Source organism: Aestuariibaculum sediminum, assembly GCF_014596945.1.
Taxonomy (GTDB): domain Bacteria; phylum Bacteroidota; class Bacteroidia; order Flavobacteriales; family Flavobacteriaceae; genus Aestuariibaculum; species Aestuariibaculum sediminum.
Map to the genome: position 1 here is coordinate 125,617 of NZ_JACVXB010000001.1, position 17,137 is coordinate 142,753.

General features: G+C 32.7%; 14 protein-coding genes. 8 read left to right on the top strand and 6 right to left on the bottom strand.

Annotated features, from left to right (window positions below):
- Positions 1–5 precede the first annotated feature (5 nt).
- The 8 genes from ICJ83_RS00580 (at position 6) to ICJ83_RS00615 (ending at position 5,614) form a co-directional block, all read left to right on the top strand.
- Positions 6–473, top strand: a complete 468-nt coding sequence (locus ICJ83_RS00580) for a hypothetical protein (protein WP_188228426.1) — start codon at positions 6–8, stop codon at positions 471–473.
- Between the two features lies 1 nt (position 474).
- Positions 475–825, top strand: coding sequence for a DUF2200 domain-containing protein (locus ICJ83_RS00585; protein WP_188228427.1), 351 nt, complete (start codon positions 475–477; stop codon positions 823–825).
- A gap of 123 nt (positions 826–948) precedes the next feature.
- Complete coding sequence (locus tag ICJ83_RS00590) at positions 949–1,977, top strand: HAD family hydrolase (RefSeq protein ID WP_188228428.1); 1,029 nt, start codon at positions 949–951, stop codon at positions 1,975–1,977.
- A gap of 5 nt (positions 1,978–1,982) precedes the next feature.
- Positions 1,983–3,266, top strand: coding sequence for an APC family permease (locus tag ICJ83_RS00595; protein ID WP_188228429.1), 1,284 nt, complete (start codon positions 1,983–1,985; stop codon positions 3,264–3,266).
- Between the two features lie 22 nt (positions 3,267–3,288).
- Positions 3,289–3,828: a dihydrofolate reductase family protein gene (locus ICJ83_RS00600; RefSeq protein ID WP_188228430.1), complete on the top strand. Its 540-nt coding sequence runs from the start codon at positions 3,289–3,291 to the stop codon at positions 3,826–3,828.
- Between the two features lie 150 nt (positions 3,829–3,978).
- Positions 3,979–4,380 carry a hypothetical protein gene (locus ICJ83_RS00605; protein WP_188228431.1) on the top strand — a complete coding sequence of 134 codons (402 nt, stop codon included), beginning with the start codon at positions 3,979–3,981 and terminating at the stop codon, positions 4,378–4,380.
- Between the two features lie 5 nt (positions 4,381–4,385).
- Positions 4,386–4,889 (top strand): GNAT family N-acetyltransferase, encoded by a 504-nt coding sequence (locus ICJ83_RS00610; RefSeq protein ID WP_188228432.1) that lies wholly within the window; start codon positions 4,386–4,388, stop codon positions 4,887–4,889.
- A 110-nt stretch (positions 4,890–4,999) separates the two neighbouring features.
- Positions 5,000–5,614, top strand: a complete 615-nt coding sequence (locus tag ICJ83_RS00615; RefSeq protein WP_188229260.1) for an alpha-ketoglutarate-dependent dioxygenase AlkB family protein — start codon at positions 5,000–5,002, stop codon at positions 5,612–5,614.
- A 69-nt stretch (positions 5,615–5,683) separates the two neighbouring features.
- On the opposite strand, the gene ICJ83_RS00620 is transcribed toward ICJ83_RS00615, so the two are convergent.
- From ICJ83_RS00620 to ICJ83_RS00645, 6 genes are all read right to left on the bottom strand, one after another.
- The gene (locus ICJ83_RS00620) at positions 5,684–8,488 is read right to left on the bottom strand and encodes a M16 family metallopeptidase (RefSeq protein ID WP_188228433.1); all 2,805 of its coding nucleotides are present in this window, start codon (positions 8,486–8,488) and stop codon (positions 5,684–5,686) included.
- Between the two features lie 107 nt (positions 8,489–8,595).
- Positions 8,596–9,891, bottom strand: coding sequence for a thioredoxin family protein (locus tag ICJ83_RS00625; protein WP_188228434.1), 1,296 nt, complete (start codon positions 9,889–9,891; stop codon positions 8,596–8,598).
- 54 nt (positions 9,892–9,945) lie between these two features.
- Positions 9,946–11,289: a thioredoxin family protein gene (locus ICJ83_RS00630; protein WP_188228435.1), complete on the bottom strand. Its 1,344-nt coding sequence runs from the start codon at positions 11,287–11,289 to the stop codon at positions 9,946–9,948.
- Between the two features lie 180 nt (positions 11,290–11,469).
- Positions 11,470–14,148, bottom strand: a complete 2,679-nt coding sequence (locus tag ICJ83_RS00635; protein ID WP_188228436.1) for a M16 family metallopeptidase — start codon at positions 14,146–14,148, stop codon at positions 11,470–11,472.
- A 9-nt stretch (positions 14,149–14,157) separates the two neighbouring features.
- Positions 14,158–15,495, bottom strand: coding sequence for a thioredoxin family protein (locus ICJ83_RS00640; RefSeq protein WP_188228437.1), 1,338 nt, complete (start codon positions 15,493–15,495; stop codon positions 14,158–14,160).
- Positions 15,496–15,507: 12 nt separating this feature from the next.
- Positions 15,508–16,857 (bottom strand): thioredoxin family protein, encoded by a 1,350-nt coding sequence (locus ICJ83_RS00645; RefSeq protein ID WP_188228438.1) that lies wholly within the window; start codon positions 16,855–16,857, stop codon positions 15,508–15,510.
- Between the last annotated feature and the right edge of the window lie 280 nt (positions 16,858–17,137).

Consider the following 17,137-nt stretch of genomic DNA (forward strand, 5'->3'; position numbering starts at 1 on the left):
GACTTATGGAAGAACAAACCACAATGGAAAGCCAATTTGAAGAATTTGAAACCTTAACTAAAAAACGTCGCAACCTACTACCTTGGTGGATTAAATTCTTCAGTTGGTTTTTTATGATTTTTGGTGTTTTTACTTTAATATGTTTATGCATTGGCATTTTTGGTGGCTCCGCCGAATTATCATTTTATGGTTTTGAAACCTACCAACCTATTTCTGCACTTGGTTTACTTATTGTAAGCTTGGCACTATACAAAGCTTTTGTGGGCTACTCCCTATGGTTTGAAAAGGATAATGCTGTAATGCTTGGCAAAATGGATGCTATTTTAGGTATTATTTTATGTACCGTAGGTATGGTTATTATACCATTTTTTCAAGAAGGTTTTAACCTCAATATCAGAGCAGAGATTGCTTTTTTAATTCCTTTTTTAATCCGATTAAGAAAAATTGAGAGCCGCTGGAAATCTATTGTATAACATGAACCAACACAAAATATTCACTATGCCCTTTGCTTCTGTTTATCCGCATTACGTTAAAAAAGCGGAGCGAAAAGGTCGTACAAAATCTGAAGTTGATCATGTTATTTTTTGGCTAACGGGATATAATAAAGAACAGTTAGATATTGTATTAACAGAAAAAACCAATTTTGAAACCTTCTTTAAAAACGCCCCTCAATTAAACCCCAATGTTTCAAAAATCACAGGTGTTATTTGTGGACATCGCGATGAAGACATCGAAGATCCATTAATGCAAAAAATAAGATATCTGGATAAACTTATAGATGAACTGGCAAAAGGAAAACCCATGGAGAAAATTTTAAGATCGTAATAGTATACACCGAAAAGGTATTTGATTTCACGATAAACTTTGACATGCTCGATTATATAAGTTCATTCGGTTTTTCCTTATATTTATAAAGCATCTATAAATTTCATAATCAAAACCTTATCTATGAAAACAGTTTTAAAAAGTGTATTTTTAACGGTAATAGTTACCGTTTTCGCTTTGTTCCAATGGTCTTGCAAACAAGAAAAAGATGTTTCCACTTCAACTGAAAATGTTCTCGAAGTTCTACCATCGTTTAATGAAAGTACATCGAAAAAAAATATCATTCAATTTGTTGAAACTATCACTGATACCGCTAGCAGCGATTATGTGAAACCTGACGATCGTATTGCGTGTTTCGATAACGATGGCACACTTTGGGTAGAACAACCATTACCATCACAAATATTTTTTGATCTATACAGAATAAAACAACTGGCAGTAAACCATCCAGAATGGAAAAATGAAATGCCTTTTAAAGCTGTTATTGAAAACGACACAGAAGCCTTAAAAACCTTATCTCATGGAGACTTATTAAATATAGTAGGAACTGCTCAAGCCACAGACGATGTTGATAGTTTTGACACCATTGTAAACAATTGGATAACTTCGACAAAGCACCCAGTAATGGACAAGCCTTATACAAAGCTAATTTACAAGCCTATGCTAGAACTTTTAGATTATTTAAGGGCAAACGAATTTAAAATTTATATTGTATCAGGAGGAAGTCAAGAATTTATGCGTGCGTGGACAAACTATGTTTACGGTATTCCTAAGGAACATGTTATTGGTTCTACATTTAAGAGAAAGGCAATTACAAAAGGTGATTCTTTAATAGTAGCACAAACTTCAGAATTCGAATTTAATGATGACCATGAAGGTAAAGCGATTGCAATAAGTAGATACATTGGTAAAAAACCAATCTTAATTGCGGGTAATTCGGACGGGGATTTAGAGATGATGCAGTATTGCGACACCAATAACCCATTACCTCATCTTTTAATTTACGTTAATCACACCGATGGCGACCGTGAGTTTTTATACGATGAACATACCGCCATGGGCACCTTAAACAAGGGCATGGAAGTGGCTTTACGAAAAGGTTGGACGATTATCGACATGAAAAACGACTGGAAAACAGTGCACTCCGAATAAATAACATGAAAAAACCAAATAAAAGTATTGGTTTAAAAGAGGCCATATCTATCGGTATTGGCGGCATGGTAGGTGGTGGTATTTTTGCCGTATTAGGACTAGCCGTTACTCTAGCCAAAGGCGGAACTCCGATGGCATTTCTTTTAGCTGGAATTTTAGCACTAATCACATCTTATAGTTACATTAATTTATCAAAAGCATATCCTGACCGTGGCGGCACTGTAAAATTTATAAATCAAGGATTCGGAACCTCTGTTTTTAGTGGCGCCATAAACAATTTATTATGGGTTAGTTATATTATTATGCTATCGCTATATGCTTCGGCTTTTGGATCGTATGCGCCAAATCTCGCTGGCATAACGCAAAATAAAACCATTGATTTCCATATCTATGCGAGTGCCATTATAATTCTGGCAACAGCTATAAATTATTACAGCATTAAGGTTGTTGGCAAAATTGAATCGTATGCCGTAATTATAAAACTTATAATTTTAATGGGCTTTATTGGTATTGGCATTTACGGGCTATTTGGAAATCCAAACCTAGAACAACTTAATTTTTCTCATTGGGAAACACCCATAAAATTATTCGCCGGAGGGATGGTAATTTTTGTAGCTTACGAAGGTTTCGAGCTTATCGCTAACGCTGCTCCAGATATTGTAGCCCCGCATAAAAATATTGCCAAAGCATATTACTATTCAGTAATATTTGTAATCCTTTTATATATCCTTATAGCTATAGTTACTGTGGGTTCATTACCGTTTAAAGCAATAGCACACGCTCAAGATTATGCACTGGCAGAAGCGGCAAAACCCATGCTTGGCAAAATAGGCTTCAGTATTATTACTGTGGCTGCTTTAATATCTACTTTTTCGGCTATTAATGCCTCGCTTTATGGTGGTAGTAAAGTAAATTACGAAATTGCCGAGGATGATGAACTTCCTCATCACTTTTTGGCTAAATTTTGGAACCAACCAATAGGTTTATTAATTACGTCAATTGCTACATTATGCTTAGTGAACGTTTTAAAATTAGAAAGTATTTCTACCGCAGGCAGTGTCGGTTTTCTAATAATTTTTGGAGTTGTAAATTATGTTGGTTTTAAACTGTCAAAAGCGATTAACGGCAATAAATACATTCCTCTTATAGGATTTATTCTATGTATTGCAGCTTTGGTTATTTTAATTCATCAACAATACAATTCTAATTTAATTGGAGTTATAATTGCGCTAAGTATTATTGCGTTTTGCTTTATTTTAGAATATCTTTATAAAAAAACTAAAACTTAGCTTCTTAATTTTAACCCATAAAATGAAAACACAAAACAAGGTGTTTATTGCTACAAGTCTTGATGGATTTATAGCGAATAAAAACGGGGGTGTCGAATGGCTTGAATCCATACCTAACCCCGACCAAGTTGACATGGGGTATTTGGAATTTATTAAGCACATAGATGCATTAATTATGGGACGAAATACTTTTGAAAAAGTGTTAAGTTTTGGTATCGAATGGCCTTATTCTCGCCCTGTTTTCGTTTTAAGTAATACCCTTAATAGCGTTCCCGAAAAATATACAGACAAAGTATTTCTTGTAAAAGGTCTATTAAAAGATGTTTTAAAACATATTCATCAACAAGGTTTTTATAATTTATATATTGATGGCGGTCATGTGATTCAAAATTTTTTAAATGAAAATTTAATTGACGAAATGATTATTTCAATCGTTCCTATAATTTTAGGCGATGGTATTCCTTTATTTGCAAAAACCTCAAGACCTTTATATTTTAAGTGTATTAGTACTAAAATTTACCTCGACAACATCGTTCAGAACCATTTTATACGTATTTCTTAAAACAGAGTAGCATTTGAAAACAAATAAAATTCTGATAAATCACTATCTTAGTTACTTTATTTAATACCCCAAATTTAGATGTTTAGGTAATTGAACTTTATAGTTTTAACCACAAAAGAACAGCACTTAAACCCATAAAATTAACAAAACATGAAAACAAAACACGGACTCTTATCAATCCTTCTTTTTTTAGCGTTTACGCTTACATTCTCTTTTGATAGCTATGCACAGCCCCCTAAATGGGCACCAGCACATGGTTACAATGCAAAAACGAGACACATTTATTTTCCAGATCATAATTTCTATTACGACTTAGAGAAACGATCGTACATTTACTTAAATGGAGGGAATTGGAGTATAAGTGCAAAACTACCTTCGCTTTATGCTAGTTTTGATCTAGGAAGAGCTGCCAAAATAGAATTAGACCTAAATTCTGATTCTCCTCAAAAATACAACAAAGACCATTTAGTAAAATACAAAGGAAAAAGCCCAAAATTAGGTAGTCCAGGCAAATCCAAAAAGAATAAAACTGGTAACGGTAAAAAGAAATAATTCTTATGGCATTAACATTTCATCAGATATCAATTGATGAATTACATACCGTTTTGAACTTATTTAAAGAAGCTGCCGAACATATAGCTAAAATGAATATTAATCATTGGCAATACTGGAAGAATCCACCGGCAGAAAAATTAAAATGGGTTCAAGACGGTATTTTAAACAATGAATTCTTCTTTATAAAAAACCCCGAAACCTTAACCATTGGCATGGTGCGCATTTTAAATAATGACAAGCTCTATTGGGGAGAACAAACAAAACCAGCTTTGTATGTACATTCGCTTGTTGTAAAAACAGAATTTAATGGATCAGGATTAGGTAAAACCATTATAAAACATATTGAAGGTCGAGCAAAACAAGAAAACATTAACTGCTTGAGATTAGATGCCGATGCAAAAAACCCGAAACTTTGTACATACTACGAACAGTTAGGGTTTAAACATGTTGGTGTGGTTACACTACCATTATCTACCTATAACCTTTACGAAAAAGACATCGAATAAAAATAAAGTTAATTATTATGCTGCAATTAAATAACATAAGCACAAGTCAATAAAATCATCCAGACCACGACGTATTTTATGAGTAATTAAGCTACTTTTATTATAGTATGATGAAACTTTTCGAATTTGAATCCGACCACACAAAAAACTGTTTACCTAAAGATGGTACAGTTAATTATTACGGTAAAATTTTAAGTCATACAGATTCGGACATCATACTCGAGCAACTATTAGAAACTATTGCATGGAAAAACGACGAAGCAATAATTTTTGGGAAACGTATAATCACTAAACGTAAAGTAGCCTGGTATGGTGAAAAGCCATTTTCCTACACCTATTCTAACATTACTAAACACGCCTTAATTTGGACCAAGGAATTGAAATTCTTAAAGAACTTAGTAGAACAAAAAACGGGAGAAACTTATAACTCCTGTCTTCTTAATTTATATCACAACGGTACCGAAGGCATGGCATGGCATAGCGATGGTGAAAAAGATTTAAAGCCCAATGGAGCCATTGCCTCCTTAAGTTTTGGAGCTGAACGTAAATTTGCTTTTAAACACAAAGACACTCAGGAAAAAATCCATTTACTTTTAGAGCATGGTAGCCTTTTAGTCATGAAAGGCGAAACACAAACCCATTGGTTACATCGGTTACCCCCTACAAAAAAAATACATTCACCAAGAATAAACCTCACGTTTAGAACAATTATTGAAAACACATAGCCATTAAAAATAAAAAAGAGGAATATGCATTAAAACATATCCCTCTCTTTAGTGATTATCAAATAAATATTATTTTGATTCGGGCACGAATATTATATTTAGAGTATCGGGGTTATCAAAAAATAACTTGGCTGCATTTTGAATATCTTTTGGCGTAACCTCATTCAAAATAGCGTCGAAATATTCAGGCGCCATCATATTTTCTCCGTAATTATAGTAGGTTTCTAAAGTTTGCATCCAGTACCGATTAGAGCGTTTAATAAGTGGTCTGTTTTTCTTCATATTTAATACGACCTTATCTAAGTCGGATTGCTCTACGTTCTGGATGACGTCATCCAATTCCTTATGAACTATATCATTTATATGCTCGGCATTGTTGGGTGCACAATTAAACGAAATATCCATATTTAAATAAGGTTTTGGCATACGACTATCACCAGAATTAACACCTATTGTATACACGCCTCCTTCTTTTTCACGAATATTTTTGATAAATTGAATATTCAAAATTTCGCCTAATATTTTGTGACAAACAATAGTTTTACGATTATATTTGGCAGGCTTTTGCATTTTAATAACTACTGTTGCTTTAGGCGCCTCCATTGGTATTTCTATTCGGTGTTCATTAAAGCCCTTGGGGAAATAATCGTCTAAAGGTTTCCAACTTTCCTTTTTTCTACCCGTTGAAATTGCTCCTATATATTTTTCTACCATAGATTTTACGGTTTTAACAGGAGCATTACCGATCAGGTAAAATGTAAAGTCGCCTGCATGATTAAATCGCTCTGCATAAATTTCTTTAGCTCTGTTAAAATTAATTTGATCAAGATAAGCCTTATTGAACTCAAAATACCTTGGATCGCCATTGGCTGCTAAAGTTTTATATGTATCACCTATAAGTTTATTAGGATTCTGAACTGTACTTTTTAAGCTGCTGTAGTTACCAGCCATCATACTCTTAAATTTTGCCTGGTCGAACCTTGGTTTTTCGAAACGCATATAAACCAATTGAAACATACTTTCCATATCCTTTATCGCAGCACTCGCTCGAATACGTTCGGAATAGTTTTCAATACTAATAGTAGATTTAGCCGAATTACCGTTCATTACTTTATTATAGGTAACTGGATCCAAATTACCTATTCCAAATTTACTTGCTAAACTAACCGCTTGTAACGACGGAATATCTTTTATATCGTATAATGAAGCTCCTCCAGGACTAACCGCATTTAATTCGATAAAACTCTTTTTATAATTGCTGATTTTATAAACCACTTTGGCTCCATTGGACAGTTGCCATTCTACCGCTTTAAAATCTTTTAATAATTTTTGGCTAACAACTTTCCCTCCTTCTGGCATGGAATCTAATAACGATACTCCAATTGGTTTTTCATTGACATATGGCTTTAAATTTGCCTCCTCTACCTGAGTCATTATATCTTGAATTTGCGTTAACGAAGGAACTTTTAAATTCTCTTTTTTTGGTGCCGTAATTGTATAAACCCGATTTTTTTTCGTTAAATATTTCTTTACTAACCGAGACACTTCCTCTTTAGTAATTGTTGGAATAACGGTTTTTACAAAATTGTAATTAAAATCATTATCTGGGATTGCGATACCATCTAAATAAGCATCACGGATATTTTTACCATAACCATCCGAACTAACTTTTAATGGCCCATTTGCTCTAGATTGATTCTTTTTAAGCATTAACGATGTAACGTCATTGATCTCCTTCTGAGTAAATCCATACTTCACCACACGTTGTAGCTCGGTGTAAAAGTCTTTTAAGGCTTTATTTACTTGAGCTTCATTAGAAGTAAAGTTTAAATTGAATACCTTATAATTTTTTTCAAAATCGGTATATAAGGCTCTTGCAGATTTGTAAGCTGCTTTACTATTTACTATCTTTTCTTTTAGTCGTTGGTTTAATAATATATTTAAAAAACCGTCGACTATAGTTTCACGCAGCTGAGCCTGAGTATTATCCTTTTTATAAAAATGTCTTATCTCTAAAGTGAAGTTAACATCCTTAACTTCCTTATCGGTTGCTATTTTATATAGAGGTTCTTCATTGTCTGGTATTGTAATGTAAAAACGCTCTTTCGGTTTTTTAATGGCAGGAATTTTTCCGAATAAATCTTTTACCTTTCGCTCAACCTCATCAACATCAAAATCACCAATAATTCCAATAGCTTGTAGGTCTGTACGGTACCAGTCGTGATAAAAATTCCTAAGTTCTTTATACTTAAAATTATTAACTACATCCATACTACCCAAAGCATCACGTTTTGAATAAATGCTATGATTATATTTTACTCCCTTTAGCTGTTGATTTAGTCTGTAGGTTGCATTATACCGTTGTCTCCACTCTTCTTGAATAACTTTTCTTTCGGAATCAATTTCATTATCCGTTAAGGCCAATTCATTACACCAATCGTTTAAAATTAACAAACATGAATCTATATCTTTTTTATTTGTTAAAGGAAACTGACTAATATTATATACCGTTTTATTGGTAGAGGTGTAAGCATTGATATCTTTTCCAAATTTAACTCCTTTCTTTTCAAGCCAGTCGATCATACTATTACCAGGAAAGTGTGTTGAACCATTAAAAGCCATATGTTCTAAAAAATGCGCCAATCCGTTTTGCTTATCAGACTCTAAAACGGCGCCCACATTTTGGTAGAGGTAAAAACTTGCTTTCCCTTTAGGTATTTCATTATGCTTTAAATAATAAGTTAATCCGTTTGGCAACACCCCTATTCTAAATTCTTTTGAGAAAGGAACTTGCTGAGTTAAATCTGTCCCATTCTGAGCTATCAGAAAATTAGAAAATAAAAAGCAAATGGCGCTTAGTATATACTTATTCATGTTCTTTTTTTAATTAACAAGGCAACAAGTCTTTTTACAGTTCTTTGCTGCCTTAATTTTATTGTGAAATTGGATTAAAATTTGGTCGGTTTTTTAATCTAAAACTATTAGATACTTTTTTTAAGTTGTTGTAATTCGTACTCTTTATTTACGAACTTCTTATCTGTTTTTGGCCAGTTTTTTATTGCTCGCTCCTTAAGCTCTAATGCTTTTTGTGTTTTTCCTTTTCTGAAAAAAAACTCTGCTTGAAGATCGTCCATAAAACAGTTATCTTCTTTAACTTTGTAACCAAACTTAATCCATTTTCCTATAGCTTTAAGTTCTTTTTTAGAAGTTGATTTTTCTAAATACCCTTTACTTAATTCATTCAACTCTTTAAGAAGTTTTGAAGCTTTCAAGCCTTCTTTTGAAGCATTTAGCATACGCTCTCTAGCCAGTTTAGGATCATTATCATATGCTTTTTTATACATACTATAACTTTTCTCGTCGGCGGTTTTAATCTCTTCTATCGAAGTCTGATCTATAAGGTTATTAATATAATTGGCTGTTATGGTTTTATATGATGTATCATCGTCAAGCATTTCATAATAGATTAATTCTGCATCTAATAAATCATCCTTTTTAATACGATTTTTAGGCTGTTGTTTATAGGCCTCAATATAAACTTTCATTAGCTCAGCGTCTTTATTGCGGACAGCAGTGTCTAGTGTACCATTAAGAATTTGAGTCTTTATTCTTGGTAACATTCTAGCTTCAAAAGAAGAGGCTTGTTTCATATAGGTGTCGTAATTCTCTTCAAGAATCTGTTCGCCTTTTCCTCCTATTAAAATATTTCTCGAATTTTTAAGCAAATATTTTAACATCTCAGGGCTCGACTCGTTCATTTCTGTTTGTACTTTTAACCAAGCATCAACTCCTTTTGAAATATCCTGTCCGAATTCATCCATTTTCCTAATATACATCTTAAGAAACTGTTCATCATTCAACCTACTGGGAAATTCATTTTTAAGGTTTTCTAAACTGTATTTGCTATTTTGAGAGTTAATAGCTCTATTTGCCATTTCAATAAACGTATCTTCATGCTTAAAGGCTGTATCTTCAAGAAGTACTTTACCTTCGGCATCTAAATACAATAAGGTTGGGTAACCTGTTACATTATATTGCTTAGCAACAGCTTCACCTTCTTTCTCGGCATCTAACTTTAAGTTGATAAAATTATTATTGTACAATTCCCCTACTGTTGATAGAGGAAATATTTCTCGAGCCATTTTTTTGCAAGGACCACACCAAACGGTATAAAAATCGATAAAAACTAATTTGTTTTCGGCTTTAGCTTTAGTTAATGCCTCATCTAATGTTATATGTTCGAAATTTATTCCCTGTGCTATTCCTAAAAATGGCATAAGAGAAAGAATTAATAATACTATTTTCTTATTTATCATCAGTTTTCCTAACACTTAAAGTATTGCCTTCTTTCTAAGTTCTTCTAATTCGTATTCTTTATTTACGAATTTCTTATCGCCTTTTGGCCAGTTTTTAATAGCTCTTTCTTTATAAAAAACTGCCTTTTTTAGGTTATCCTTTTTTGTATAAATTTTAGCCATGAGGTCGTCCATATAACAATTTTCTGGTTTTAATTTATAACCATATTTAACCCATGAATCTAGTTTTTTATATTCCTTTTTGGTGTTTACACGGTGTAAATATGCTTTCCCTTTACTGGTTAATTCTTTAAGGATTTTATTAGCCTTCATACCATCTTTTGCTGAGGCAAGCATACGTTCTCTAGCAGGAACAGGGTCTTTGTCGTACCCTTTTTTGTACATGGTATAGGTTTTTAAATCGTCTGCATGAACCTTAGAAACCGGGTTTTCTTTAATTACTTCGTCTACATAAGTTTCTGTTAATGCCTTATAGTTTTCGGTATCTTTAGTCAAGGCATAATACGACAATTGCGATTCAACTAATTCATCTTCTTTAATAAATTTTCCTGATTGTTTTTTGTAAGCTTCTAAATACGCTTCAAAAAGTTCCACATCACCTTTTTTAAGTGCTACTTTCTTGGTGTTTTTTAAAATTTGTGAATTAGAAAAAGGTAAGAATTTTGAGTTATGGCCTGTCGCCATTTTTTCAAAAGCATTATAGTTTTCGTTTAAAATTCTATGTCCCTCACTGCCAAGTACAAAAAGCCGCGTATTTTTCATGATATAGTTCATCATCTCCTGGCTATCTTCTTCCATTTCTGTTTGAACTTTTAACCAGGCGTTAATACCATCGGTTATGTCCTGACCGTATCCTTGCATTTTCTTTATGTACATTTTTAGAAAATGTTCGTCGTTTTGTTTGTTAGGGAATGTTGCCTTTAAATTTTCTAAACTGTATTCACTATCTATCGATGCTACAGCTTTATCTCCATTGTTAATAAAATCTTGGGTTGGCATTCTACCCGTGTCTTTTAAGGCCACTGTTCCATCGCTTTTTAAATATAAAAATGTAGGGTAAGATGTTACTTTATATTTAGCCGCCACTTTAGCGCCTTCTCTTTCGGCATCTAACTTTAAACTTACAAATTGTTTGTTATAAACGGCGCCTACTTCGGGCAATGGAAACACATCTCTTGCCATTAATTTACAAGGGGCACACCACGAGGTGTAAAAATCTATAAAAACTAATTTATTTTCGGTTTTGGCTTTTTCTAGAGCCTCTTCAAAAGATATATGTTGAAAATTTATACCCTGTGCCGATACATTTAAAACAGTAATTAGTAAAAATGATAGGAATGTTAATGCTTTCTTGTTCATATAGTTTTATTAAGTTTAGGTCTTTGGATATACCAAAGCGTATATTAATAAGACGCATTTTTTGGACTAAAGAGTGACAAATAATAAAAAAAAGCTACTCCCTGTAATGGGAGCAGCTTTTATAATTAGTTACAATTTTTTGTTTTTACACTTTTGATAGCAAAATTATCTCTATGGTAATTAAAAATTATTTTCACTCCAATGGATTAAACGCTTCATTAATTGTTGAATATCTTTTGCTTGGATGTTTTTAATTTCCTTTTCAAGATCGTCTATTTTTAAGAGTCGTCCATATTTCAAAGCATTCTTTAAATAGGTATTACTCAACACATTTTCGTCGTAAAAATACAATTGCATTTTACTACTAACCTTTGCTTTACTTATAGCCACATTTTCCTTTGAAATGATTCCTGAACGCATAGGTTTCAAAATTTCATTAATCATAACGGCTTTACAACGCTCCAAATTATTATTATCGGCTATGTAACGCAAACTAACGGTTGATGTTTTACTTTCTCTATTTCCGTATGCATCGGCTCCTAAGGAATAAATTAAACCGAGTTTTTTTCTTAAAGTTTCAAAAATTTGAGCATAACCATATTCTGCAATGGCATCGGCTGTTAATTGATCTTTAAGCGTATAATTTCGTTCCAATTTATTTTTAAATATAAATGAAGCGCGTTTCTGGATTTTTCCTCTGGCCTCCTCAATATATTTCGGTTCCAAATCGTTGAAATCCTGTAATACAACGCCCTGACCATTAGGTTCTTCAACTTTCGAAATACCACCAATGTAAGTCGCAATTAAATCATCTATATTTTCAGGAAGATTACCGCCTACATACACATAAGCATTGTTAAAACTGCGTTTAAATGTTTGATTATAACCAAACAAACGCTGTACTAAATCATTATTAAAATCCGTATTTTTAAAGTTTATTAATGACAAATTTTCCTTTAATTTATGTAAAAAATCTTCTGAGTCTGGCGTGTTTTCCTTTGCGATAATTAAATGAAACCCCTTAAGTAAATTTTCATAGTTTAAGTGGGTATTATTACCTCGAAGTTCAAACTCGAAATAATTTTCACTTATTTTACTTTTTGCTGTAAACATATAACGGCGTAACAATGCTGGTGAATCCTCTCTGGAAAGATTATTAAATTGATTATTAAATAAATTCACCGCTTCTTTAAAAACTACACTTTCGTTTTCAGGTAAATATTTAAGCCCTAATTTTGATACTAAACGAATTTGCGAACGTGCCTCTTTGTCTTTATTTACTAATACTGTCAGGCCATTATTAAAAGTAAGCGAATACAAATTATCACCAATAACTTTTTTATTTAATACAGCTTTTGGCGATACCTCCTCTAGTTTAATATCAGGTAAATTAGTTTTGTTTCTTTTAACAAAAGTGGAGTTTGGTTCTGAAAATTTAAATGTTTCAAGCTGAAATTCTTCGCTGTCTATATTATCAATTTTATTTAAAATATAACTTTCGCTGAAATCTTTATTCCAGGCCTTTAAAGTGCTATCGAATAAAATGGTTTTGCTATAATTGGTAAACGCATTTAGTAATGCATTAAATGCTTCTGGTTTTAAGTTTTGCTGAATCGCCTTTAATAAAGCTAATTGCTGCTCTTTTTCTAAAGGTACTTCACCTTTTAAAAAGTGTTTTTCGACTTCAGCTAAGGTCATAAAACCATCACTTTGTTTTTCAGTGATGTTATTGATATATTCTTGGATAAAGAAATTAATTTCCTCTTGATTGAATCCATTTGCTTTAGCTTCGGCAACCACTTCGCAAAATCCATTAAGCATCTCGGTATAAGTTATCGAATTATTGCCTTTAAGCCTCACATTAAACATGGTCGTACCTGGTAAAATTTGGGATGTATTCACTTTGGTACCGCTTAACATCGTGTTAGGATATGAAGCCAAACGGTTCTCTAAAATCTTACAGAACAAATACTGAACAAAATCGTTTTTAACAGCCGCTTTACTATTTATAGCATAGCTAGGGAATTTAAAAGCCATAACTAACCAAGGTATTTCTGGAGAAATTACCGAAACATAGTTAGAATCAACGACCGTCGTTTTTGTTAAATCGATGTAATTTCGTTGTGTTTTGTTTAAGGCCTCAGGAATTTTAGAAAACAGTTTTTCGATAAATCGCGTCACTTTTTTCTCGTTTACTTTACCTTGAATTACAAGAGCAAACTGGTTTGGCGTATAATATTTTTTATAAAAATCCTTTACCCGTTCGGCCGTAATACCGTTTATTTGTTGTTCGGTTCCTAAACCGCCGTGTCCTTCTAATATAGTTCCGTTTAAATAAGGAGATATTGCCGAATGACGCTTGCGTATTTCTTCAATAACTACTTTTTGCTCAATTTTAAACGATGCTTCACCCATCTCTAAATCGCCTACCCAATCTTTCATGAGTAATAAGGTTTGTTTTAAATAGTCCCAATTACCTTCCGGAAGGTTTATATGATATTCGGTTTTGGTACTATTAACACTGGCATTATAATCTCGACCTATTCGAAGCCCCATTTTATCGAGGGTTTTCATGGTTTCATTACCTGGGTAATTTTTACTGCCCTTAAAAACCATATGTTCTATAAAATGTGCTACCCCACGTTCTTCGGGAGTTTCAACAAGTGATCCAATAGTAGAAATAAGGTTTACGGTTATTTTACCGCGCTCACTATCTTCTGGTAACAAGTAATATGAAAACCCATTATCAAGTTTTTTATACGTTACACCTTCGGGCATAAACAAGTTCTGCCCAAAAAAATGGGCAGAAACTAGAAATATACTTAGGGAAAACAGTAAGTGTTTTACACTAACTTTCATATTTTAAATTTATAGGGCTGAAGCATATCTTGATTTCATAAGCTCAAAATCTTTTTTAATACCTACAGCTCTTTTAGATTCCTCTTTTTCTGCTAATTTAACAGCTCTCTCCTTTACTTTTAAAGCTTCTTCCTTTTGTCCGAATCGATATAATATATCAGCATAGTCACTTACAATAAAAGCATCGTCTGGTTTAATATAATTTGCAACCTCAACCCATTCTAAAACTTCAGCCTGTTCTTCTGGTGTTTCTGCAAATTTAGAATACGGCTTTACCATTGAAAGTATTTGACCACTATATTTTGTTGCATGATGAATGGTACTCTTAGCCATAAGATCGCCTGATTCTCTTCTTTCTTTAAGCTCCAAATACCCATCTCTTAAATTTTCTTTATCTATCGAATTAATCACATTAACTATATCGTCATATACTAAAGCTTTATAACGATCCCCTTGACTGGTTTGTAAAAAATAGTGAGTATAAAGCCTTTCTCTTTGCTCAGTTAAATCTCGGATTAAACCTGAATTTTTTGCATCGTACAAAGCCAATTCCAACTTGGTTGTATCTTTCGTGCGAATTGCATATTCCGTTGTTTGTTTGATAATGTTCTTAGGTAATCTTAAATATTTCTCACGAATATCTTTACGTACATACTTTTTCCACTCGGTTGTTTTAATATTATTATCAATAATATTATCGGCTAAACCACCAACTACTATCTGATCCATATGATCGGCTAAGAACATAACCATGTCTTTGCTTGAAACCTCCATTGTCGTTTGGATGGATAAATACTGTTCCAATACCTCTACATAATTTGTCGATTTTGTCGCGATTAATTTGTCGAGATATCTCCTTACAAAAGTTTCATCATCTTTATTCGTCTCGTACAACTCAGCAAGGCGTCCTAAGCTATTTGGATCATTTTTAAATTCTAAGGCTTTTTTAACTTCTTCTAAAAACTCATCAGCTTCCATAGACGATGTTAGTCTATAAATTACTTCTCCTTCACCGTTAAGAAAAACGAATCCTGGCAGTGTGTTGATTCTATATTTTGATTTAAGCTTTGGACCTTCTCCACGCTCAACATCAAGTTTAAAAGAAATCATATTTTCATTTACAAGAGAAGCTATTCTTTCATCGGTAAACACCTCTTTTTCCATTCTCTTGCATGGTCCACACCAAACAGCATAGCCATCAACAAACAATAGTTTATTTTCTTTTTTAGCTTTTTCCAAAGCCTGATTAAAACTACCTTTTTCGAATGTTATACCCTGAGCATTTATTAATAATGGCATTAGGGCTACTGCCAATACAATATAAATTAGTTTTTTCATCTTGTTCATTCTTTGAATAAATTAAATGCTTAGGCTCTTTTTCATTTGATCTAATTGTCGTTTTACAGCTGATCTCGATTTATCGGTTTCAGGCCAATGATCGAATGCTAACTGCTTTAACTCAAGCGCCTGCTTTTCCTTCCCTATCTTACTTAATAGGTCTGATTTTAAATTATCCATCATATAATTACTTTCTGAAACCAAATCATAACCGTAATCGATCCAATCTTCAACCACTTTGTAATTCTTTTTAGTCTCACCTAAAAATCTCATATAAGTTCGAGCATTTACATTTATTACTTTTAGCAAATAATAAGTATCGATTCCTTTTTCGTATTTACCTAATTTGAACTTACCCATTCTGCTCGGGTTCGCTTCAAAGTCTTTCTTAAATGCTAAATACTTTTTATGGTCATTTTCCTTAACTTGTTCAGGGGCATTTTTGGCAATAATGTCTTCCATATATTGTTGCGCTAAATCACTAAATTCACCCTTATCACCAGTCATTCTCAAATATTCCATTTCAAAAGCCATTAGATCTGACTTTCTTTTATCATTACCTGGAAGTGCTTTCCATTTTTCTAGAAAGATTTGCATCATTCTAGGGTCTCGCGTTTGTCTAGCTTTTTCTAAAGTTTTACTAACCAAAGAAAGTTTTAATCTTTCTAAACGTCGTTCTTCAAAGCGTGTAGCAATATCCATATACTCATCGAAATTTGCATTGATAATTTCTTCGGCTTTACCTTCTGCTACTAAATCATTTTTATTTTCCAATAAAAATTCCATCATATCAACATCATCCTCTTCTATCTCTGTTTGAACTTTTAACCAAGCCTCGATACCTTCTGATGGACTTTGACCATAATCGCGCATTTTATTAAAATATATTTTTAAAAAATGCTCATCGTTTTGACGTTTTGGATATTCTTCTTTAAGCTTTACTAAACTATATTCACTACTAACTGAAGCAACCGCTTTACGCCCTAATTCAATAAAAGCATCGGTAGGTAAAGACCCCGTATCTTTATAAACTGCTGTTCCTTTTGAATTTAAAAATAATAAAGTAGGGTAGCTGCTTACATTATATTTTCTTGCAGCAGGAGCCCCTTCTCTTTCCGCATCTAGTTTTATGCTTATAAACTCTTTATTGTATAAATCGCCTACTTCTTTAAGAGGAAAAACAAATTTCGCCAACGATTTACAAGGTGCACACCACGTGGTATAAAAATCGATAAAAACTAATTTATTTTCCTTTTCAGCTTTATCTAAAGCTTCTTCTAATGATATATGCTGAAAATTAATTCCTTGCGCAAAACCGTTAGACATTCCAAGAATTAATAACAATATCCCGGAAACTAGTAATTTTTTCATAAATGTTTTATTAAATGGTTTAGTATTAAAAAGGCTACATAAAAAGTATATCATGCCTTTTAATGCAAGACGCAATATTTGGCAATTGGAGTGACACGCGCCATTAAATTTGATTAAATAACCAGCACTTTTAAATTTTAATTAAATACAGCACGGTAAGAATAAATACGAAATGCAAAACTAAATTACCTAACCTATATAAAAAAGGTATTGACAACTAATGTTGTCAATACCTTAAACTAAAACACTCAAAAATTTAGGTTTATATCCTTATGGCACT

Coding starts and splice junctions, on each gene's coding strand:
- ICJ83_RS00580 (WP_188228426.1), top strand. CDS start 6: ATGGAAGAACAAACCACAATGGAAAGCCAATTTGAAGAATTTGAAACC.
- ICJ83_RS00585 (WP_188228427.1), top strand. CDS start 475: ATGAACCAACACAAAATATTCACTATGCCCTTTGCTTCTGTTTATCCG.
- ICJ83_RS00590 (WP_188228428.1), top strand. CDS start 949: ATGAAAACAGTTTTAAAAAGTGTATTTTTAACGGTAATAGTTACCGTT.
- ICJ83_RS00595 (WP_188228429.1), top strand. CDS start 1,983: ATGAAAAAACCAAATAAAAGTATTGGTTTAAAAGAGGCCATATCTATC.
- ICJ83_RS00600 (WP_188228430.1), top strand. CDS start 3,289: ATGAAAACACAAAACAAGGTGTTTATTGCTACAAGTCTTGATGGATTT.
- ICJ83_RS00605 (WP_188228431.1), top strand. CDS start 3,979: ATGAAAACAAAACACGGACTCTTATCAATCCTTCTTTTTTTAGCGTTT.
- ICJ83_RS00610 (WP_188228432.1), top strand. CDS start 4,386: ATGGCATTAACATTTCATCAGATATCAATTGATGAATTACATACCGTT.
- ICJ83_RS00615 (WP_188229260.1), top strand. CDS start 5,000: ATGAAACTTTTCGAATTTGAATCCGACCACACAAAAAACTGTTTACCT.
- ICJ83_RS00620 (WP_188228433.1), bottom strand. CDS start 8,488: ATGAATAAGTATATACTAAGCGCCATTTGCTTTTTATTTTCTAATTTT.
- ICJ83_RS00625 (WP_188228434.1), bottom strand. CDS start 9,891: ATGCCATTTTTAGGAATAGCACAGGGAATAAATTTCGAACATATAACA.
- ICJ83_RS00630 (WP_188228435.1), bottom strand. CDS start 11,289: ATGAACAAGAAAGCATTAACATTCCTATCATTTTTACTAATTACTGTT.
- ICJ83_RS00635 (WP_188228436.1), bottom strand. CDS start 14,148: ATGAAAGTTAGTGTAAAACACTTACTGTTTTCCCTAAGTATATTTCTA.
- ICJ83_RS00640 (WP_188228437.1), bottom strand. CDS start 15,495: ATGAACAAGATGAAAAAACTAATTTATATTGTATTGGCAGTAGCCCTA.
- ICJ83_RS00645 (WP_188228438.1), bottom strand. CDS start 16,857: ATGAAAAAATTACTAGTTTCCGGGATATTGTTATTAATTCTTGGAATG.